The sequence below is a fragment of the Lysinibacillus telephonicus genome, assembly GCF_003966145.1.
Lineage (GTDB): Bacteria > Bacillota > Bacilli > Bacillales_A > Planococcaceae > Ureibacillus > Ureibacillus telephonicus.
The window spans coordinates 71095-92821 of the sequence record NZ_RXNR01000006.1 but is presented as its reverse complement, the minus strand read 5'-3'; the positions used below and the strand labels follow the sequence as shown (position 1 = coordinate 92821).

At 34.7% G+C, this 21727-nt stretch carries 21 protein-coding genes; 15 read left to right on the top strand and 6 right to left on the bottom strand.

What is annotated here, in order from left to right; translation table 11 throughout:
* Window positions 1-3: 3 nt before the first annotated feature.
* The 3 genes from EKG35_RS03445 to EKG35_RS03435 all read left to right on the top strand — a co-directional run bounded on the left by EKG35_RS03445 (window position 4) and on the right by EKG35_RS03435 (window position 2779).
* Window positions 4-1530, top strand: coding sequence for a tripartite tricarboxylate transporter permease (locus EKG35_RS03445; protein WP_126292923.1), 1527 nt, complete (start codon window positions 4-6; stop codon window positions 1528-1530).
* A gap of 177 nt (window positions 1531-1707) precedes the next feature.
* Window positions 1708-2127, top strand: coding sequence for a CidA/LrgA family protein (locus EKG35_RS03440; protein ID WP_126292922.1), 420 nt, complete (start codon window positions 1708-1710; stop codon window positions 2125-2127).
* Window positions 2102-2779 carry an LrgB family protein gene (locus tag EKG35_RS03435; RefSeq protein ID WP_126292921.1) on the top strand — a complete coding sequence of 226 codons (678 nt, stop codon included), beginning with the start codon at window positions 2102-2104 and terminating at the stop codon, window positions 2777-2779. The genes EKG35_RS03440 and EKG35_RS03435 overlap by 26 nt, the downstream gene beginning before the upstream one ends.
* A gap of 235 nt (window positions 2780-3014) precedes the next feature.
* Here the strand turns inward: EKG35_RS03435 and EKG35_RS03430 are convergent, their stop codons facing one another.
* Complete coding sequence (locus EKG35_RS03430) at window positions 3015-4484, bottom strand: aminotransferase class I/II-fold pyridoxal phosphate-dependent enzyme (RefSeq protein ID WP_126292920.1); 1470 nt, start codon at window positions 4482-4484, stop codon at window positions 3015-3017.
* A 141-nt stretch (window positions 4485-4625) separates the two neighbouring features.
* On the opposite strand from EKG35_RS03430, the gene EKG35_RS03425 reads away from it, so the two are divergent.
* Together EKG35_RS03425 and EKG35_RS03420 are read left to right on the top strand one after the other, a co-directional pair.
* Entirely contained in the window at window positions 4626-5585 is a 960-nt protein-coding gene (locus EKG35_RS03425) for an NAD(P)H-dependent flavin oxidoreductase (RefSeq protein ID WP_126292919.1), read from the top strand.
* A gap of 20 nt (window positions 5586-5605) precedes the next feature.
* Window positions 5606-5890, top strand: a complete 285-nt coding sequence (locus tag EKG35_RS03420) for a UPF0223 family protein (RefSeq protein WP_126292918.1) — start codon at window positions 5606-5608, stop codon at window positions 5888-5890.
* 308 nt (window positions 5891-6198) lie between these two features.
* On the opposite strand, the gene EKG35_RS03415 is transcribed toward EKG35_RS03420, so the two are convergent.
* Complete coding sequence (locus EKG35_RS03415) at window positions 6199-6825, bottom strand: YktB family protein (protein WP_126292917.1); 627 nt, start codon at window positions 6823-6825, stop codon at window positions 6199-6201.
* 119 nt (window positions 6826-6944) lie between these two features.
* On the opposite strand from EKG35_RS03415, the gene EKG35_RS03410 reads away from it, so the two are divergent.
* Together EKG35_RS03410 and EKG35_RS03405 are read left to right on the top strand one after the other, a co-directional pair.
* Window positions 6945-7142, top strand: coding sequence for a hypothetical protein (locus EKG35_RS03410; RefSeq protein ID WP_126292916.1), 198 nt, complete (start codon window positions 6945-6947; stop codon window positions 7140-7142).
* A gap of 422 nt (window positions 7143-7564) precedes the next feature.
* Window positions 7565-8356 carry an inositol monophosphatase family protein gene (locus EKG35_RS03405; protein WP_126292936.1) on the top strand — a complete coding sequence of 264 codons (792 nt, stop codon included), beginning with the start codon at window positions 7565-7567 and terminating at the stop codon, window positions 8354-8356.
* Between the two features lie 272 nt (window positions 8357-8628).
* Here EKG35_RS03405 and EKG35_RS03400 read toward each other — a convergent pair whose 3' ends face one another.
* Window positions 8629-8814 carry a DUF5325 family protein gene (locus EKG35_RS03400; RefSeq protein ID WP_126292915.1) on the bottom strand — a complete coding sequence of 62 codons (186 nt, stop codon included), beginning with the start codon at window positions 8812-8814 and terminating at the stop codon, window positions 8629-8631.
* A 144-nt stretch (window positions 8815-8958) separates the two neighbouring features.
* Here EKG35_RS03400 and typA point away from each other — a divergent pair, with 144 nt between their 5' ends.
* Both typA and EKG35_RS03390 read left to right on the top strand, forming a co-directional pair.
* A complete protein-coding gene (typA, locus tag EKG35_RS03395; RefSeq protein ID WP_126292914.1) occupies window positions 8959-10803 on the top strand; it encodes a translational GTPase TypA in 1845 nt (614 codons plus the stop codon).
* A gap of 33 nt (window positions 10804-10836) precedes the next feature.
* Complete coding sequence (locus tag EKG35_RS03390) at window positions 10837-11157, top strand: YlaH-like family protein (protein WP_126292913.1); 321 nt, start codon at window positions 10837-10839, stop codon at window positions 11155-11157.
* A gap of 406 nt (window positions 11158-11563) precedes the next feature.
* On the opposite strand, the gene EKG35_RS03385 is transcribed toward EKG35_RS03390, so the two are convergent.
* Window positions 11564-11926: a hypothetical protein gene (locus EKG35_RS03385; protein WP_126292912.1), complete on the bottom strand. Its 363-nt coding sequence runs from the start codon at window positions 11924-11926 to the stop codon at window positions 11564-11566.
* A 1006-nt stretch (window positions 11927-12932) separates the two neighbouring features.
* On the opposite strand from EKG35_RS03385, the gene EKG35_RS03380 reads away from it, so the two are divergent.
* From EKG35_RS03380 to EKG35_RS03370, 3 genes are read left to right on the top strand one after another with little or no spacing between them, the layout of a single operon-like run.
* Entirely contained in the window at window positions 12933-13898 is a 966-nt protein-coding gene (locus tag EKG35_RS03380) for an ABC transporter substrate-binding protein (protein ID WP_126292935.1), read from the top strand.
* Window positions 13899-14681, top strand: coding sequence for an ABC transporter ATP-binding protein (locus EKG35_RS03375; protein ID WP_126292911.1), 783 nt, complete (start codon window positions 13899-13901; stop codon window positions 14679-14681).
* The gene (locus tag EKG35_RS03370) at window positions 14659-15453 is read left to right on the top strand and encodes an ABC transporter permease (protein ID WP_126292910.1); all 795 of its coding nucleotides are present in this window, start codon (window positions 14659-14661) and stop codon (window positions 15451-15453) included. The genes EKG35_RS03375 and EKG35_RS03370 overlap by 23 nt, the downstream gene beginning before the upstream one ends.
* Before the next feature lie 290 nt (window positions 15454-15743).
* Here EKG35_RS03370 and EKG35_RS03365 read toward each other — a convergent pair whose 3' ends face one another.
* Window positions 15744-15947 (bottom strand): YlaI family protein, encoded by a 204-nt coding sequence (locus EKG35_RS03365; protein WP_126292909.1) that lies wholly within the window; start codon window positions 15945-15947, stop codon window positions 15744-15746.
* A gap of 14 nt (window positions 15948-15961) precedes the next feature.
* Window positions 15962-16462, bottom strand: coding sequence for a peptidyl-prolyl cis-trans isomerase (locus EKG35_RS03360; RefSeq protein WP_126292908.1), 501 nt, complete (start codon window positions 16460-16462; stop codon window positions 15962-15964).
* A gap of 178 nt (window positions 16463-16640) precedes the next feature.
* Between EKG35_RS03360 and EKG35_RS03355 the strand changes: the two genes are divergently transcribed.
* The 3 genes from EKG35_RS03355 to pyc are packed head-to-tail and all read left to right on the top strand — an operon-like array spanning window position 16641 to window position 21604.
* Entirely contained in the window at window positions 16641-16922 is a 282-nt protein-coding gene (locus EKG35_RS03355) for an Fpa/YlaN family protein (protein ID WP_126292907.1), read from the top strand.
* A gap of 59 nt (window positions 16923-16981) precedes the next feature.
* A complete protein-coding gene (locus EKG35_RS03350) occupies window positions 16982-18154 on the top strand; it encodes an FtsW/RodA/SpoVE family cell cycle protein (RefSeq protein WP_126292906.1) in 1173 nt (390 codons plus the stop codon).
* A gap of 12 nt (window positions 18155-18166) precedes the next feature.
* A complete protein-coding gene (gene pyc / locus EKG35_RS03345) occupies window positions 18167-21604 on the top strand; it encodes a pyruvate carboxylase (protein ID WP_126292905.1) in 3438 nt (1145 codons plus the stop codon).
* The last annotated feature ends 123 nt before the right edge of the window (window positions 21605-21727 follow it).

Genomic DNA, 21727 nt, shown 5'->3' with positions numbered 1-21727 from the left:
TAAATGGATACAATTAAATTTTTATTAGATGGCTTTACTGTTGCACTACAATGGCATAATCTTTTGTTTGCTTTAGTAGGTGTAATCATTGGAACAGCCGTTGGAGTACTGCCTGGAATTGGGCCGATGAGTGGGGTGGCATTACTGATTCCAGTTACAGCAACTTTAACATCTGGTATGCCGACTGATGCTGCTGCTGCTAGCTCTATCATTCTATTGGCTGGTGTATACTATGGAGCTATGTACGGCGGTTCTACTACTTCGATTTTATTAAACACTCCTGGAGAATCCTCTTCAGTTGTAACAGCGTTAGATGGTTACCAAATGGCTCAGCAAGGCCGAGCTGGAGCTGCTCTATCGATAGCAGCGATTGGTTCGTTTATAGCGGGGATTGTTTCGTTAATTGGTCTAGTTTTATTAGCTGAACCTTTGTCAAATATTGCGTTAGAATTCGGTCCTGCAGAATATTTTTCTTTAATGCTTCTTGGACTGGCTGCTGTAAGTGGTCTTGCAGGAAAGTCTGTAACAAAGGCATTAATTATGACTGTTTTCGGTTTAATGCTTGGAACTATAGGAATTGATGCGGTATCGGGTATTGCTCGCTTTACATATGACCTGCCAGTATTATATGGTGGTTTAGAATTTTTAACAATAGCGGTTGGATTATTTGCATTAGGGGAGGTTTTCAAAACTATTTTGGAAAATGATACAGATGCAGAGCCAATTGCGAAGATTAAACGCATATTACCAACAAAGCAAGATTTAAAGGATAGTGCAAAACCGATTACCCGTGGTTCACTCTTAGGATTTTTTATTGGTGTATTACCGGGAGCAGGGGCTACATTAGCGTCATTTTTCTCTTATATTACAGAAAAAAAGTTTAGTAAAAACCCAGATTCATTTGGAAAAGGGAATATAGCAGGTGTTGCTGGTCCAGAATCTGCAAATAATGCTGCTTCAGGTGGTGCTATGATTCCGCTTTTAACTTTAGGAATCCCTGGATCTGGAACGACTGCTATTTTGATGGGAGCTCTCATCATGTACAACGTTCAGCCAGGTCCTTTATTATTCGACGATCACCCTGAAATTGCATGGGGACTAATTGCAAGTATGTTTATTGGAAATTTAGTTTTATTAATTTTAAACATGCCATTAGTTAAAGTATTTGCAAAAATTATTCAAACACCTAAAAAGTATTTATTGCCAATCATTATTGCAATTTCATTTTTTGGTGTCTATGCTGTTCAATACACTACATTTGATTTGTATTTGTTGCTGGCATGTGGTTTATTCGGTTACTTATTATCAAAAAATGATTATCCCGTAGCACCTTTAGTTTTAGCATTGGTTTTAGGTCCTATGATTGAAAATAATATGCGTCGTGCATTAACGATTTCAAATGGTGATTGGAGCATTTTCGTGACAAAGCCATTATCATTAGTATTTTTAATTATTGCTATAGCTTGGGTATTAATTCCAGTTATTCTAAAGTTTATGGGCAGAAAAGTAATTGTCAATGAGGAAGAATAATGTTTTTTGAAGATTGGATAAATTAGAAAGTGAAAACTACTTAGTAAAAAAATAAATTACTAAGTAGTTTTTTTATATAATTTTTCACTAAGAAATATAGACAGCTATTTGTCATAGGCGTACAATAGCGTTTATTAAGGAGGTGAGATAGCAAAGATTAGATCTTTGCTTAACTATATGAGAATCATCCGTATTATTGCTCAAATAGGTATTTTATACTTCTTTTATTATGTAGGAGTTTTCTTAGTCGATCTAACACATTTACCACTGCCTGCGAGCATTGTTGGACTGCTTTTATTAGTAGGATGTCTACAAATGAAATGGATTAAAATAGAGTACATTCGAGATGGAGCGGGACTTTTACTTGGCTCAATGACATTATTTTTTATACCGGCAATGCTTGGAATAATAGATTACCCAGAGCTTTTATCTATCAATGGGCTAATTTTAATAGTGTCTGTCATTGTAAGTACATTAATGACAATTTATTTTGCAGGAATTATAAGTCAAAAGATAGAGCAAAAGGAATTGAAAATGAAAGAAAAAAAAGAGGGGAAGGAGGGGAAAATCATTGAAAGCAGTCATCTACATCATTAGTACTGTCGTTTTGTTTATATTAATGAGTAAATTACATAAAAAATATAGCTATTCCTTTTTATTGCCAATTGTAACCACAACAATTGTTTTAATTATTGCATTGCTTTTATTAAATATACCCTATGATGACTATATGGAGGGTGGAAAATGGCTGCAGCATTTACTGGGTCCAGCAGTTGTTGGTCTTGCTTACCCTTTGTATAATCAACGAAAATTAATTATGAAGTATAAATATACCATTATACTCGGTATTTTTGTTGCTATGTTAAGTGGACTAGTAACAATTTTTGCTATGCTGAAAATTTTTAAAATAAAAGATTCTTTTATTTTGACTGCATTGCCAAAATCAATTACAACACCAGTAGCAATGCAAGTTAGTGAAACGATAAGCGGCATACCATCGTTGACTGCGGTGCTTGTAATGATTGCTGGTTTCGTTGGTGCACTCTTTGGACCTTTAGTTTTTAAAGTAGGCAAGATAAAGTCGCCAATTAGCCGAGGTATTTCGATGGGAAGTGCAAGTCACGGTGTCGGAATTTCGAAACTAAAAGATTTCGGTGAAAAAGATTTGTCGATTGGTTCTCTTTCAATGGGAGTAAGCGCAGTTATGGGAGCAATTCTTTGCCCGTTATTTGTCTATCTATTTTTCTAAAGGAATAATAGTTTTGTCTTAGTAAATTTAAAATAGTTTTGATAACGATATAAAAATCTGCTACTTCTAATTAATAGATTTTAAAACTTAAGCAATATCTACTGATTAAGATGAAGAGGAGAAGTACCTACTCCTGTTGCTGATACCTTCTCTTAAAGAATTGGAATGGAACACAACAACCAAGAAACAAAAAAGTACAATTCAGATCACTCTGAATTGTACTTTTTAAAATCACTTAAAAAATTGGTTTGCGTTCTTTAATTACTCGAACAGTTTTTAATGAACGATCTTCAGGTCCTTGGACAGGTAATCCTGCATCAATGTTCATTTTAATATATTCTATATTATCTTCAGTTATTATTTCCCCGGGAATAAAAATTGGGATACCTGGTGGGTAAACCATAATGAATTCTGCACAAATATAACCAGCAGATTCTTCAAATGGAATAATTTCAGTACTTGCATAGAACGCATCTCTAGGAGACATCGCAAGAGCTGGAATATCAGGAATATTAACATTTGTTTCTTTTACAAATGCCTCAGATTCAAATGCTTGAGACATTCTTTGCAACGCGTTTACTAGTAAATTAATATCTTTCTTTGTATCCCCTAATGTAACAAGGCATAGGATGTTGTATAGGTCAGATAACTCGACTTCGATATTAGCATTATGTCGCAGCCACTCCTCAGCCTCATGACCAGTAATTCCTAAATCTTTTACACTTATAAGAATTTTTGTAGGATCCATATCATAAGTTGCAGATGAGTGCAGTTTTTCTCTTCCAGCAACTTTTAAATGTGGAATTTTATTAATTCTTTTTCTTGCATCCTTAGCAAGTCGAATTGCATTATCTATTAAATCATATCCATGAACTGCTAGTTGACGTCTTGCCGTGTCTAATGAAGCTAAAAGTGGATATGATGTTGAAGTTGTCGTTAACATTGATAAAACAGATTGAGCTCTGTTTACTGAAACTAAACCTTCCCGAACATTTAAAACAGAGCTTCCCGTCATTGAACCGCCGAGTTTATGGACACTCGTTGCAGCCATGTCTGCTCCTGCCTCCATTGCTGAAATAGGCATCTCATCATGAAATTTAATGTGAACTCCATGGGCTTCATCAACAATAACAGGGATATTGTGGGCATGAACTATATCGACAATTCGCTTTAAGTCTGCTGCAAAACCAAAATAAGTTGGATTTATAACAAGCATTGCTTTTGCATCTGGATATGTTTTTAATGCTTTTTCAACAGATTCTGCTGAAATTCCATGTGCAATTCCATATTCTTCATCAACCTCTGGGTGAATAAAGATTGGAATAGCACCAGCTAAAACGATTGCAGACATAGTCGATTTATGAACATTCCGTGGTACCAATATTTTATCACCTGGACCGACGACCGTTAAAATCATCGCCATGATCGCACCACTAGTACCTTGAACGGAAAAAAATGTATGGTCAGCACCAAAAGCTTCAGCTGCTAATCTTTGTGCTTCTTTAATTGCGCCTTTTGGTGAATGTAAATCATCTAGTGGAGCAATATTAATTAAATCAATTGATAAAACGTTGTCGCCGACGAACTCACGAAATGCTGGATCCATACCTTGTCCTTTTTTATGACCGGGAATATGGAACTGAACTGGATGTCTATTTCGGTGTTTAAGTAATACGTCGAACAATGGAGTCTCTAATTGTGACAACGCAGGTACCACCTCACTTTATTAAATTTTGAAAACAAGAAGAATTATAGCACCTATTAGACCTTGTGACTACATAAAAATGAAGGAAATTTTATTGGGATATCGAAAGTATTAATAGATGATGAATTGGAGGGGAAAATTATGAATTGGGGTACTAGAGTAACAAAACTATTAGAAATAAAATATCCAATAATACAAGGTGGATTGGCTTACTTAGCATATTCGGATTTAGCAGCAGCAGTATCCAATGCTGGTGGCTTAGGTCAAATTACAGCTATGAGTTTAAAATCACCTGATTTGTTGCGTGCAGAAATTCATAAAGTGCGTGAAAAGACAGATAAACCTTTCGGTGTAAATTTTGCAATCGGAAATCATGGTCAAGGTTATGAGGACATGGTAAAAGTGGCAATAGAGGAGAATGTACCCGTTATTTCAATGACAGGCGGCAACCCTGCACCTCTTTTTGATTTACTTAAGGGGACAACAATTAAAAAACTGGTTTTAGTAGCTGCTAGACGACAAGCGCAGAAAGCTGAACAACTTGGAGCTGACGCTGTAATGGTTGTAGGTCAAGAGGGTGGAGGTCATTTAGGGCGTGATGATGTAGGAACAATGGTGCTTGTACCTCAAGTTGTGGATAGTGTATCGATACCTGTCATCGCTTCTGGTGGAATTGGAGATGGACGCGGCTGGATGGCGGCACACGCATTGGGTGCTGAGGGAATAGAAATGGGCACGCGTTTTATTGCAACAAAAGAATGTGTTCATGCATCAAACGAATATATTGAAGCTCTATTAAATAGTTCTGAAGCAGATACTACGATTATTAAACGCTCTATAGGAGCACCTGCAAGAGTATTGCGAAATGAATTTACAGATAAAATTTTAGAAATTGAAAAAGAATCTCCTACATATGAAGCATTAAAAGATTATATTAGTGGAGAAGCAAATAAAAATTTTATTTATGATGGAGATCATTTAAATGGATATGGATGGGCTGGTCAAGTTGCGGGAATGATAAATGACGTACCAACTGTAGCGGAATTAATAAATCGTATGGTTGCACAAGCTGAGGAAATAAGATTAAAATGGGGTCACTAATATAAAAGGTAGGGTTAAACATGGAATATTCATATCCAATTTTAGCAGATTGGTCTACAGAAGAAATTATTGATGTTATAAAATTTTTTGAAGGTGTAGAGCAAGCTTATGAAAAAGGAATTAAGCGAGAGGATTTGTTAGCTAGATATCGTCGTTTTAAGCAAATTGTTCCATCTCAAGCGGAAGAAAAAAGTGTCTTTCGAGAATTTGAAGAAGCAAGCGGCTATATTAGTTATCAAGTAGTAAAGTTAACAAAAGAATTAGAAGATGGACAAATTGTTCAGATTAATTCAAACCGCAAATAATAAGAATTGGGCTGTCAGGGAAGTAAATTTTTCTTAGCAGCCCTTCTTCTTTTTATTAAAAATACTTAATTTCTGTCAGTAAACAATCCACCAAAATGAACAATCATAGAAATAACAATTTTCCTCAATTGTCAATAATGATTATTAAATAAAAATAAAAAAAACAACAAATTAACAGTAGAAATATGTAATGTTTGGTTGTATTTTGTGCATATTAATTATACAACACAAAAAAAGTAAAGTTGGCTGTGCTTGAGCCAACTTTACTATATAGGTTAATTTATCCTTGTGCAGATTGAAGTTTTACTTTATTTACCCGTAATAATATTATAAATGGGCAAGAGAGCTTCAAAAGTTTCTTCTGTAAGTTGTAGAAACTGATCTGATGAAAGATTAACAGCCTCTTCGCGAGAAATATGACGTCCAACTAAAAACTCACCTTTTTTTACGTCTTTTAATCGAATAAGCAACTTTTCGAGCATTTCTTCACGCCCTATTTTTAAAGAAATTGCGTCTTGTGACATATGATCACCGGAAATAATAAAATCATCTGGCAATTGGTTAAAGATATCTATATTATCCAATAATCGTGCAGCCATTTGCGATTTCTGCGGTGCTTCATAAATAATTGCAACAATTATGAATAAATGTGTATTCCAAAGTCCAATTTGAAAATGAGGAAGCGATTTATACCCGCGTTTATATGGAGCAAACGCTACCCATGAATCTTTAGGAGGATTGATTGTTCTTCTAGCATGCTTAGCTACATGTGGAAAAAACTCGTTACCAGTTCTTGCACTAAAATAGCTTGAAAATTTTTCGCCTAGTATTTGAAACTTCGGGCGAACAACTGTTGAAAGTGCATCCATTCGTTGTTCCAAACCTTCTATTTCAAACACATCGAAGTCTTTGTTTGTCCATTTAACTTTGTTCATTATTGCAGCCCCCATCTTTGTTTTACATGTTTATTTTATCAGTTTTTTGGGAAAAATTTTGTAACAAACCATTCATGAGACAAAAATTTTTAAAAAAAATGAAAGGGAAGTGATTTAATATGAAACAGATGATTAAAATTATACGTAAAGTTGATATTGAAAAGCAATATGAACAAATTTTAAGATTAGAACTTGATTATGAACTAGCTTCTTTATACGCTGCAATGCAAGAGAAAGATGAAAAAGAAATGGAAAAAAGTAAAAAACGCCTCAAAGAAATTCAAGATGAATTAGATGGTCTCCACGCTTATGTTTAAAAATTTCATAATATTTTAAAAATCACTTGCTCCAATATCGGACAGCAAGTGATTTTTGTTATAAAATTAGAAAAAGGGTTTTTTGTTTTAAATTAATGTGTAGCTTCAGCGCCCAGTACCTCCAGGTCGCAGCCACTCTCAATCACATGCTGGATTAGCTTACCGATTTGGGCATTCCGACGTACAAGGTGTGCAAGTAGCTGACAGGACAAGCGATGTAGTGTTCTAATGATCAGCTTTTGGGTTCATATAAGTTTAGTTATGCATCTGATGCTTCGTTTTCGATGTAGATAAATGGTTGGCTATAAATTCGGACGTGGCGTTTACCTAGAAGTTAGCTAAGCACTGCCGTTATGCAACGAATGTGGTTGCGATAGGAGCTGGGAGCTTGTGCTTTTCTTAAAGAAGGTGGGGAAATGGATTTGGATTTTAAACAAATTGATAAGTTCGCAAAGGAAATGATATTTGAGGCTGGGAAAAGAATACGGGATGCATTCTCATATGATCTTGTTATTGAAACAAAATCAGGAGCAAATGATCTAGTAACTAATATTGACAGACAAACTGAAGTGTTTTTTATAGAAAAAATTAAAGCATTTGATCCCACTCATAAAATAATAGGGGAAGAGGGTATGGGTGAGAATGTAAATTCACTTGATGGCCCAGTATGGATTATTGATCCAATTGACGGAACGATGAATTTTGTAAAACAGCATCGTCATTTTATGATTACCATTGGATTTTTTGTAGACGGAATAGGAAAGCTCGGGTACATATTTGATGTTATGCGGGAAGATTTATTTTATGCAATTGAAGGTGAAGGTGCTTGGTACAATGACTCTCGGCTGCGTAAATTACAACCATTGAATATTGAGGAAGCAGTCATTGGTATAAATGCTAGCTGGGTCACTCCGAATAAAAAAATAAACCATGAAAAAATAATTGATTTAGTAAATACTGTAAGAGGAACCCGTTCTTATGGGTCAGCTGCTATGGAAATTGCTTTTGTTGTAAGTGGAAAATTAGATGCTTATATTTCAATGAGATTAGCACCTTGGGATATAGGGGGAGGTACAGTGATTGCAAAAGAAGTTGGTGCAATAGCTACAAACCTAAAGGGAGAACATTTTGATTTTCTATCCCAAGATACGTTCATTATTGCGAATCCATCCATACATCAGCTTATATTAGATAATTATATTGAAGAAATTTAAAAAATCCGCTGTAGCAAAGAAGATACTTTTCTTAGTGCTACATGCGGATTTTTTACAAAAAATTAATATATACTTTGAAGGTTGTCTATAAACCTTCAAATTGCGTCCTCGCTTCCGATGAAGGAAGGAAAAAGGCTTGTTTTGGAGATTTATGCAGATTATTGCGCAAGTTGTGGCATTTATAAGCGCAGCTAAAGGATGCTTGTACTTTTAATTATTCATTTTTATATTTTCTTGAGGAAATATAATTAAAAAGCAAAGTTTTTTCCTTTTTATAATAATCCCTGTTCACGAAACTTGCGCTTCATTTTGAATCCCATCATCATAACTACACATAATGCGATTATTCCTAAGATGATGCCAAGTATCGTTTGAGCAGCAATTGCATAACCGATTGAAATCATCGATAAAATTGCAGCTATTGCAAAAATAAACATGACGATTTTTGCTTTATTCATACGGATTGTGCCTCCTTGCTCATTATAAAAAAGCAATTATTAATAATTTATTGTCGAATTGTTAAATTCTGAAAAAGACATTAACCTCTTCTTGTGCTATAATAACACAGTTAATCATATGAAAAAAGAATATGGAGTGGAATAATGACAAAGTTACGTGAAGATTTACGCAATATCGCAATTATCGCCCACGTTGACCATGGGAAAACAACATTAGTTGACCAATTGTTAAAGCAATCTGGTACTTTTCGTTCGAATGAACATGTAGAAGAGCGTGCAATGGACTCAAACGATCTTGAACGTGAGCGTGGAATTACGATTTTAGCTAAAAATACAGCAGTAAATTATAATGGTACAAGAATTAATATTCTTGATACGCCTGGACACGCAGATTTCGGTGGAGAAGTAGAACGTATTTTAAAAATGGTAGATGGTGTACTACTTGTTGTCGATGCATATGAAGGTTGTATGCCTCAAACTCGCTTTGTATTGAAAAAAGCACTAGAACAAAAATTAACACCAATCGTAGTAGTAAATAAAGTCGATAAAGATTCTGCTCGACCTGAAGAAGTAGTTGATGAAGTTCTTGATTTATTAATCGAATTAGGGGCAGATGAAGACCAATTAGATTTCCCTGTAGTTTATGCATCAGGTGTAAATGGTACGGCTTCACTAGATTCAGATCCTTCTAAACAGGAAGAAAATATGCAGTGCTTGTTTGAATCTGTTATTGAACATATTCCAGCACCAGCTGATACGCGTGAAGAACCATTGCAATTCCAAGTAGCATTACTTGATTATAATGACTTTGTTGGTCGTATCGGTATTGGACGTGTATTCCGCGGAACAATTCACGTTGGACAATCTGTATCATTAATGAAACTTGATGGTACTGTGAAAAACTTCCGTGTAACAAAATTATTTGGATTCTTTGGATTAAAACGTGAAGAAATTCAAGAAGCTTATGCAGGTGATTTAATCGCCGTTTCTGGTATGGAAGAAATCAATGTTGGTGAGACAGTTTGTCCACAAGACCATCTAGAAGCACTTCCGCCAATGCGTATTGATGAGCCTACTTTACAAATGACTTTCCTAGTAAATAACTCACCGTTTGCAGGACGTGAAGGTAAGTGGGTAACATCACGTAAGTTAGAGGAGCGTTTGCGTTCACAATTACAAACTGACGTATCACTTCGCGTAGAAGACACAGATTCACCAGATGCATGGATCGTTTCAGGACGTGGGGAACTTCACCTATCAATTTTAATTGAAAACATGCGTCGTGAAGGTTTCGAATTACAAGTATCAAAACCACAAGTAATCATCCGTGAAATCGATGGTGTGAAATGCGAGCCAGTTGAAAGAGTGCAAATTGATGTACCTGAAGAAAACGTAGGTTCAGTTATTGAATCACTTGGTAACCGTAAAGGTGAAATGTTAGACATGGTAAATGAAGGAAATGGACAAGTGCGTCTTATTTTCATGGTTCCTGCCCGGGGCCTAATTGGTTATACAACTGAATTCATGTCTTTAACAAAAGGTTTTGGTATTATTAATCATACATTTGATTCTTACCAACCAGTTGTACCAGGACGTGTTGGTGGACGTCACCAAGGTGCATTAGTATCTATGGAAACAGGTAAAGCAACAACTTATGGTATGATGCAAGTAGAAGACCGTGGTACACTATTTGTTGAACCAGGTACTGAAATTTACGAAGGTATGATTGTTGGTGAAAATACACGCGATAACGATATCACAGTAAATATTACGAAAATGAAACAAAAAACAAACGTTCGTTCAGCAACAAAAGATGCAACGAATGTCATTAAAAAACCAAAAATTATGACGCTTGAAGAAGCGTTAGAATTCTTAAACGATGATGAGTACTTAGAAGTTACACCTGAATCAATTCGTTTACGTAAACAAATTTTGGATAAAAATGAACGTGAAAAACTTGCTAAAAAGAAAAAATACGCTGAGCAATAATTTGAAACTTGTATAAAGAAGGGGTAGAGTTGAATGAGGGAGGGAACTGAATCAGAAGTTCTAAATGAATTAACCGGCATAAGTCGTTTCATTTTTGAAAATTCATCAAACTATTCAGTTGCTGGGTATATTGTTTTCTTTACAGTCTTTATCTTATGTGCGATTGTTTATAAATTGGGATTTGCGCAAAAAAAATTAAAGTTATGGCAGAATATTATCATTTATATTTGCCTATTTTTAGGGTGTGTTGTACTTTCTTTCTTTGCCTTATCTTTACCAATGATAGAAGGATTAATTGTTGCTACGTTATTTTTGGGAATTTATAAACTTCGTTTATTACGAGAAAAAAATTAAAATTATGGTTTCAGACAGTTTAATAATAACTTTCTGGATATGTAGAATTAGATGACTTCAGTATTCTTTGGAAGTCATCTTTTTTTCTTTTCTTTGCAAACATGAAGGAGTAGTTAAGTATAAATGTTTTTTCAAAGTGATAATTTTTTATTAAGAGTGATTGAAAGTTTTTAAGGGTAATATAAATTAGAGGATTTTAAAGATTTATGGATGAATCTGGAAGACGGTTATAATGTCCTGTTTATAAAGAGAGAGATTAATGTAAAATGTAACCCAAGCGTATAATCATTCTTGGGTTACATAAAGGGATATAGTAATATATCTGTTAAGTACTTGTGTATACAGATAGAAGTATTTTTTTAAAACCTAATTAATCAGTTAAAAAAATAATGAATAGTACTATTTATTATTTTAAAGAAATATTACCTGTTCCGTTACATTTGTAACCGCCGCAATATAAAGCTAAAGCGTGTTTTGTGTTACTATTTGTCTTAATTGTACCTTGCCAAGCAGCACCGGGTTGAAGAGTGTATACTTTTGATTCTGCAACTAATCCGGGTCCTACCACTAAGAAGAAAATAGGATCAGAACCAGTATTTTTAGCTAAGACATATACTGATGAGGAACTATTAATATAGTCTGAAACTTGATAATCAGCTCCTGATATGAAAACAGTTTCAGATGTGCTAGCGGATGCTGCTTCAGAGTTATATCCATAAATAGAAATAATTAAAACGAATGGTATTAAAATTTTTAATATTGTTTTCAATTAAAATTTTCCTCCTATTGATGGGTTTTAAAAACTCAAAACTTTTAAAATTTAAATAGTACTATAGATAAGCTTTATAGGTTTTAAAAAAAATATCCCTAAATTCATTTTAACATTTTATGAAAAATGTCAAATTCTGGTAGTTATAAGTAGATTTCAAATACATTTATATGTAAGGGATTGATTTTCAATGGTGTAAATAGAAGGAATTGAGCAGGATGAAAAAGAAATTTTTTTCATAACATCGCTATTTATTAGCGTTGTGTCAAATGAATTTAATACAATTGGTTTGATTCGAAAACTCTTTAGTAAGGTTGACAGAATCATTTTAAAGAGTTTTCAGTTGAAAACTGATGTTATAAAAATAACTTAAAATATTTTTTCTATTTTTTCCTGTTTTACGGATCAATTTGAAGTATGCTGTTCTGTAATGCACCGTAATGACCACTTCTTTTGTTTAATGTTAAAAAAATACCTTTAAATAGCACTTAGGTACGAAATAATAATTTTCTTGATTTGAAATTATTAATATTAAAAAATATTCTACTCATTAAAACACTATTAATTTTATTATGTAACTATTGATGTTCACTTTTATCACATTTAATTGGAAAATGTTAATTAAACGATTAATAAATTATTTAGAAGTACTATATTTTAGATGGTTAATCAATATATGTACCATAGGCTACAAAGCTCAATTGCTGTTTGAATTCGGATTCTTTATTTTTCGTCTAATTGTTTAGTAGGTCATTTCTTTAGTCCAATTTAGTGACATAATTAGGGCCTTCATATAACTATTACTATAGTTTTTTTCTGTTTAAGTATGGACTAATCAAGCCATTAAATGAAACTTCCTTTAACCACCTTAGATTAAACAATTATCTCCACCTTTCTGGGTAATCACACATTTTTTATATTGCGCATAACCTACTCTAGAATAAAGTACGAAGAGTAAAAGGAGGTTGGAGCATTGAAAAAATGGGTGAGGTCAAGTTTTTTAGTTATGTTAGCATGTTTTGGACTCCTTCTTCTTGTCGCTTGTGGTGACAAAGAAGAGCTTCAAAATGTAAAAGTTGGTGAAGTAACGCGCTCCATTTTCTACGCACCTCAATATGTAGCAATTTCCAAGGGCTTTTTTGAAGAAGAAGGACTTAATGTCGAATTATCAACAATTGCCGGTGGGGATAAAACGATGACAGCTCTTCTATCTGATGGAATAGATATTGCCCTTGTAGGTTCTGAAACATCTATTTATGTATCTGCTCAAGGTGCAAATGATCCAATTAAAAACTTTGCACAATTAACACAGACTGATGGAACGTTTTTAGTTTCAAGAGAAAAAATCGACAATTTCTCTTGGGATATGTTAAATGGTACGACCTTCCTTGGACAACGTAAGGGTGGTATGCCGCAAATGACAGGTGAATTCGTGTTGAAGAAGCACGGAATTGATCCTCAAGCAGATTTAGAATTAATTCAAAATATAGATTTTGCTAATATTTCAACAGCATTTGCTTCAGGTACTGGCGACTTTGTTCAATTATTTGAACCAACAGCAAGTGTGTTTGAACAAGAGGGGGTCGGTTATATCGTTGCATCATTTGGAACGGAATCTGGACATTTACCATATACAGTTTTCATGGCAAAAGATAGTTATATGAATGAAAATCCAGAAGTAATTGAGAAATTTACGAGAGCCATAAAAAAAGCACAGGATTTTGTATATGAAAGCTCTGCTGAGGAAGTAGCCGAAGCAATTCAACCTTTCTTTGAAGATACGGATGTGGAATTAATTGCAACTGTTGTTGAGCGCTATAAATCTCAGGAATCATTTGCAAAAGATCCGATTTTAGACGAAGCAGAATGGAATAATTTACAGGATATTATGGAAGAAGCAGGAGAACTACCAAAACGTATGGATTATAATGAATTAGTAGATACGTCGTTTGCAGAGAAGGTTTCGGAGTAAATGGATTTCTTATCTGTCAGCAATGTTCACCATACGTATTTTTCAAAAGAAGCTGCAACAGAGGCATTACAGAATATTAATTTAACAATAAATAAAGGTGAATTTGTTTCATTTATCGGACCTAGCGGCTGCGGCAAGACGACACTTCTCTCTATTATTGCTGGATTATTCAAACCGACATCAGGTTCAATAACAATTGAAAGTCAAGATGTTTATAATAATGCTGAATTATCAATCGGCTATATGCTTCAACAAGACTATCTCTTTCCTTGGAAGACTATTGAAGAAAATATAACACTTGGCTTAAAGTTATTAAATAAAGAAAAAGAGAGCTTTCAATCTGTTGCATCGAGACTATTAAATGATGTAGGCTTGCCATCAGTTGAAAAGAAATACCCAAGAGAATTATCAGGCGGTATGCGGCAAAGAGTTGCCTTAGCAAGAACATTAGCAGTCGATCCGAAAATACTGCTGTTAGATGAACCGTTCTCAGCGTTGGATTACTTATCAAAATTAAAACTAGAGGATTTAGTTTCTCTAATGTTAAAAGAGTATGGAAAGACAGCTATTCTAGTTACACATGATTTAGGTGAGGCGATTGCGATGAGTGATAGAATCTTTCTTTTCTCACCTCGACCAGGAAGACTGTATCAAACGTTTGTAGTACCAGAGGAATTAAGAAGGCTTACCCCTTTTGAAGCTCGTTCCCATTCAAGCTATTCCTCTCTTTTCCAAATTATTTGGAAGGAGCTTGAAGGCCTTGAACACCAACAATCTACATGAGCAATTTAAGCAATCACTCGTGAAAGAAAAACGATGGATTCGTTTTTACCAATTGCTAATTATCATTGCTTTTTTCTCACTATGGGAAATTGCCTCAAGTTTAAGATGGATAGACCCATTAATTTTTAGTTCCCCTTCAAAAGTCTTTAATTTGTTTATTGATAATATATCGGACGGTACATTATTTATTCACATAGGCTACACACTTTTTGAAACAGTGCTTGGGTTTATTATTGGTACTTTACTTGGGACGATATTAGCAGCAATTTTATGGTGGTCACCAATTCTTTCGAAAGTGCTGGATCCTTACTTAGTTATTTTAAATGCAATGCCGAAAGTTGCCCTAGGTCCAATTTTAATTGTTGCGATGGGTCCTGGGATGAATTCAATTATTACGATGGGGGCAATTATTTCAGTCATCATTTCAACGATTGTAATATATACATCGTTTAGAAATGTTGATGCGAATTACTTAAAAGTGTTGCAAACATTTAATGCAACAAGGTTGCAAATGTTTAAAGAAGCAATATTGCCAGCATCATTCCCAACAATTATCTCTACTTTAAAAGTAAACGTTGGTTTAGCATGGGTTGGGGTTATTGTTGGAGAGTTCCTCGTTTCATCACAGGGACTTGGTTATTTGATTATTTATGGCTTCCAAGTGTTCAACTTTAACCTTGTGCTTATGTCCCTACTAATTATTGCGATTTTTGCAACGATTATGTATCAGTTAGTGGAAATGCTGGAGAAGTGGTTAATTAAGAGTGAATAGAAGTGTGTAAAAATCCTTGAACGGTAAAGTGTTCAGGATTTTTCTCTTCTAAAATTTATTAAAGTAAAAGTGTTGCTAAATGTCGTTCGCGCTTGCCGCAGCCGTCGTATGAGCTAAAGTCTGCGATCAATAAATCGCAGACTTGGATCTCATACTTTGGCTACTGCGGCATGTGAGGCGCGAATGACGGATTTATTTGGTTAATGTTTAAACTGTTTGCTATTTATCCAAATTAGATTGAAATAGCCGTTCACTTTATTATTTTTACCATTCAAACCTCAAAAAGCTTTTTAGAAATCCTCATCAATCGGTGAGGATGTTCGGAATAGGCGGAAGTTGCCTGTAGCTAGTCTTACTTCTGTCTTTTTTGCAATTCTTTCGTGGCATGGTTCGCACATGTACGTATGAATTGGACGGTTGCGCAATTTTTTTGCCAATGGTGAATCGTCGTTGAGATTATTTATTGAATCACAAATGACACATTTGACTCGCATCAGATCCCCTCCATCTATTCAACACGAATTGCTGATACATTTTTAATTGGATTGTCGATATTTGATCCGTCTGAAAAAATAATGTGGACAGGACCTCCATCAGTAATCGGCTTTCCATCCTGGCTATACTTGAAAATAAGTGAGTATGCTTCATCTATCGAAAATGTATGTTCGCTGCCGTCTTTTAATTCAAATACAACTTTAGTTGCATTATTGTCAATTTCAGCATTATTTAAAAAATACTTAATTTCCATGCCGAAAGTTCCTGTTTTCATACCTTGACGATCAAATTTTCTTTCTGTTTTTAAAGTTGGTGGGAAAACCGCACCCTCCATTATTTCTCTTGACCAATGTGCACCAGCATTTTTTAAATAAAGCGTCTCTTCGTCTTCCTCTTCATTACGGTCTGTGAAATACGTATTTAAATCTAATCTACGGTCATCAAAAATCCAAACAGTTGGATCTAAAGTAATATTATATTTAACGGCACCTTTAATTGGTATAATATTTTCCATATTTATGGTTCCCCCTAATCTAAATGTCATGTACAGTATAACGCTACTATAGGCAAATAATAAAGAATTATAAATCAAATGTTATGTTTTCTTGCTAATGGACTTGCTTTTTTAACAGCTAAAAGATAAACTTTATTAAGATAGAATAGAAGAAATATCAAATGATGGGGGCGTCCTCATGGATACGAAAAGTCAGGCTTCCTTTCAGGAGAAAGCTTTAGAATTACTGCTATCCGATGCAGATAAAATTGCACGTTTAATAAAAGTTCAAATGGATCATTTAACGATGCCATCATGTCCTTTATATGAAGAAGTATTAGATACACAGATGTTTGGCTTATCACGTGAAATTGATTTTGCTGTGAAGCTAGGTTTAATTGAACGTGAACGTGGTAAAGAAATTCTTGATACATTAGAAAAAGAACTTTCTTTACTGCATGAAGCATATACAAACAAATAATAAAAAACTCAAACGCTCTTTGCGATTTGAGTTTTTTTTCTAAAAAGAGGTTTTGAAACATGAGAAAGTATTTGGCCTATTTTGTGAGAAATTTTGATTATCCATTATTTTTTACTTATGTGTTTTTATGTTTATTTGGTCTTGTAATGATTTATAGCTCAAGTATGATGGTGAGTATTGTCTATGAGGATGGTACTCCAGACTATTTTTATAGAAAGCAATTACTTAACTTAGTAGTCGCAGCTTTTGCATTTCTCATAGGAGCATTTTTCCCTTATAAACATTTCAGTAGCAAAAAATTAATGAAAGTATTGTTATTTTTTACAATTTTTTTATTCATATGGCTATTAATTGATGGATATGAGGCTGGTGGTGCAAAAAGCTGGATCAATTTGTTTGGACTAACTATGTTTCAACCTTCTGAATTTGCTAAACTATTTATAATTTTATATTTTGCTGGTGCCTTTTATAGGAAAAGTTTAAATAATCCTATGGAAAATCTAGAGCCAAATAACATTGTCTACCCGATTATTGTATGGTTAGTAATTATATTATTTGTTGCTACCGAAACAGATTTAGGAGCAGTTATGATTATCTCAGGAATAGCAGTAGCTGTTATTGCTGCAAGTGGTATTCAATTTAAAAAGTTTATGAAGTTTTTTGCGGTTCTTGCTGGTTTTGGGTCTGCTTTAATCGGGTTAGTACTTTTAGTTAAAGGCGATGAAATTTTAACACAGAACCGCCTTGGTAGGATAAAATCTTTTTTAAACCCCTTCGAATATGAGGGGGGTTCAAGTTATCAAATTATTAATGGTTATATTGCAATAGGCTCTGGTGGATTAGAAGGTGTTGGATTGGGACAATCCATTCAAAAGCTAGGGTATTTGCCAGAACCTCAAAATGACTTCATTATGGCAATTATTTCTGAAGAACTTGGTATTTTAGGAGTAATTATTGTACTCGGAGGACTAGGATTTATTGTTTTTCGAGCTTTGACAATCGCATTAAAGACAAAGGATCCACTTGCACGGATGATTTCTGCAGGGATTGCCAGTTGGATTGCGGTTCAATCGTTTATTAATTTAGGGGGATTATCGGGACTTATCCCGTTAACCGGTGTAACGCTACCATTTATAAGTTATGGCGGTACATCTATATTATTACTATCTTTTGCAATGGGAATATTAATAAATGTTTCCATGTATGTAAAGCTTGAAAAAAAGAAGGGGTAAAGGGGAATTTGTATGAAAAAAATTAGTAAAATTTTAGTTGCAAATCGTGGAGAAATTGCTATTCGAATTTTTCGAGCATGTAATGAACTTAAATTAAAAACTGTTGCAATTTATTCGAGAGAAGATAGTGGTTCATATCACCGATATAAATCCGATGAATCTTACCTCGTAGGTGCAGGAAAAAAACCGATAGATGCTTATCTGGATATTGAAGGCATTATTGAAATTGCAAAACATGCTGAGGTTGATGCAATTCACCCAGGATATGGCTTTCTATCTGAAAATGTTGAATTTGCAAGACGTTGTGAAGAAGAAGGAATTATCTTTATCGGTCCAACATCTGAACACCTAGAAATGTTTGGCGACAAGGTTAAAGCAAGAGAACAAGCGATTAAAGCTGGTATACCAGTTATACCGGGCAGTGATGGACCAGTTGAGTCGCTTGAAGAAGTAATGGAATTTGGAGAGAACTATGGCTATCCTTTAATGATTAAAGCAGCACTTGGCGGTGGAGGCCGAGGGATGCGTCTTGTTCAATCTAAAGATGAGCTTGCATCTGCTTATGAACGTGCCAAATCGGAGGCAAAGGCTGCCTTTGGTTCGGATGAAGTATATGTTGAAAAGGCAATTATTAAGCCAAAACATATAGAAGTTCAAATTTTAGGAGATGCGTCAGGGAATATTGTACATCTTTACGAACGTGATTGTTCAATTCAAAGACGCCATCAAAAAGTTGTAGAAATTGCGCCATCTAATTCAATTTCTTCTGAGTTAAGAAATCGTATTTGTGAAGCTGCTGTAAAGTTAATGGCAAATGTACAGTACATAAATGCAGGGACTGTCGAGTTTTTAGTTGCAGGTAACGATTTTTACTTTATTGAAGTAAATCCTAGAATTCAGGTAGAACATACCATTACAGAAATGATTACAGGTATTGATATCGTTCACGCACAAATAAAAATTGCCGAAGGGCATCAAATTCATTCTGAAGAAATTGGAATTCCTAAACAACATGAAATTCCTTTATTTGGCTATGCAATTCAATCGCGTGTAACAACAGAAGACCCAGCAAATGATTTTATGCCGGATACAGGAAAACTAATGGTTTATCGTTCGAGCGGTGGTTTTGGTGTTCGATTAGATGCAGGTAATGGCTTCCAAGGTGCTGTCGTGACCCCTTATTATGATTCATTGCTTGTAAAAATCTCGACTTGGGGTATGACGTTTAAAGAAGCATCGGCAAAAATGCACCGTAATTTGCGTGAATTCCGTATACGTGGTGTAAAAACAAATATTCCGTTTTTAGAAAATGTTGTTTTACATGAAAAGTTTATTAATGGTGTGTTTGATACGAGCTTTATCGACACAACACCTGAATTGTTTGATTTCCCTGAAAGAAAAGATAGAGGAACAAAATTATTAAATTATATTGGAAATGTTACGCTCAATGGCTTCCCTGGAATCGAAAAGCGAACAAAGCCAATTTTAGTACAACCAAATAAACCTAAAATAGATATTAAGACAACATCTATCCCAAATGGTACAAAACAAATTTTAGATGAACGAGGAGCAGATGGACTTGTTGAATGGGTTAAAGAGCAAAAAGATGTTTTATTAACAGATACAACGTTCCGTGATGCCCACCAATCATTACTTGCTACGCGTGTTCGTTCGCAAGATATGTATCAGATAGCTGACTATAATGCTCGAATGCTTCACGATTTCTTCTCGTTTGAACTATGGGGCGGTGCAACTTTTGATGTTTCATATCGTTTCTTAAAAGAGGATCCTTGGGCACGATTAGAAAAGCTTCGAAAACAAATGCCAAATGTTTTGTTCCAAATGCTGTTCCGTGGAGCAAATGCAGTAGGTTATAAAAACTATCCAGATAATTTAATACGAGAGTTTATTAAAGAATCTGCATCATCGGGAATTGATGTGTTTAGAATTTTTGATAGCTTAAACTGGATCAAAGGAATGGAAGTTGCAATAGATGAGGTTCGTCAGACTGGAAAAATTGCAGAAGCTGCAATTTGTTATACTGGAGATATTTTTGATGATTCACGCTCAAAATATTCGGTTCAGTATTATAAAGAAATGGCGAAAGAATTAGAAGCAGCTGGGGCTCATATTTTAGCGATTAAGGATATGGCAGGTTTGCTTAAACCAGAAGCAGCCTATCGTTTAATCTCAGAATTAAAAGAGTCTACAAGTCTTCCTATTCACCTCCATACACATGATACAAGCGGCAATGGTATTTATACTTATGCAAGAGCAATAGAAGCAGGTGTGGATATTATTGATACAGCTCTAGGCTCAATGTCTGGCTTAACTTCACAGCCAAGTGCAAATTCATTGTATTATGCAATGCAGGGAAGCAAGCGAGGAGTTCGTGCTGACATCGAATCGCTGGAACAACTATCCTACTATTGGGAGGATGTACGTACATTTTACAGTGATTTTGAAAGCGGAATGAAGAGTCCACATTCTGAAATTTATGTTCATGAAATGCCAGGAGGGCAATACAGCAACCTGCAACAGCAAGCAAAAGCAGTTGGTCTTGGCGATCGCTGGGATGAAGTGAAAAAGATGTATTCCCGTGTAAACTTATTGTTTGGGGACATTGTCAAAGTGACGCCATCATCTAAAGTTGTTGGGGATATGGCATTATTTATGGTGCAAAATGATTTAAATGAAGAAAATATTTTCACACGTGGTTTAACAATTGATTTCCCAGATTCTGTTGTCGAGCTTTTCCAAGGTTATTTAGGGCAAGTTCATGGAGGCTTCCCAAAAGAACTGCAAAAAGTTATTTTAAAGGATAGAGAAGCTATTACAGTAAGACCAGGAGAATTGTTGGAGCCAATTGATTTTGCAGAACTAAAACAAACTCTTGAGAAGAAATTTGGACGTCATGTATCAAACCAAGATGTTTTAGCATATGCTTTATATCCAAAAGTATTTGAAGATTATATAACAGCTACTGATTTATTTGGCGATATATCTGTGTTGGATACACCAACCTTCTTATACGGCTTGAAACTAGGAGAAGAAATTGAAGTAGAAATCGAAAAAGGGAAAACATTAATTATTAAACTAATTGAAATTGGTGAGCCTCAACACGACGGTACTCGTGTCCTTTACTTTGAGCTGAATGGACAGTCCCGCGAGCTTGTGATTCAAGACTTAACGGTTGAAGTAGATGGTAGTATTGCGTTAAAAGCAGACCCAAGCAATCCAAATCAAATAGGAGCTACAATGCCTGGTACTGTCTTGAAAGTTGTTGTGTCTAAAGGAAGTACTGTTAAGCGCGGCGACCATTTACTAATAACTGAAGCTATGAAAATGGAAACTACTGTGCAAGCACCAAAAGATGGTGTTGTTAAAGAAGTTTATGCTTCTGCCGGTGACGCCATTTCAACAGGAGATTTATTAATAGAGTTAGAATAACGATTCTAACTCTATAAGAACCATTCAATTTGCGTAATTGCAAAATAGGTTTAAAGTATTTTATAAACACCAAAAGCATTTGAAATTAAAATCAATAATTAAAAAAGAAAAGGGTACAATTCA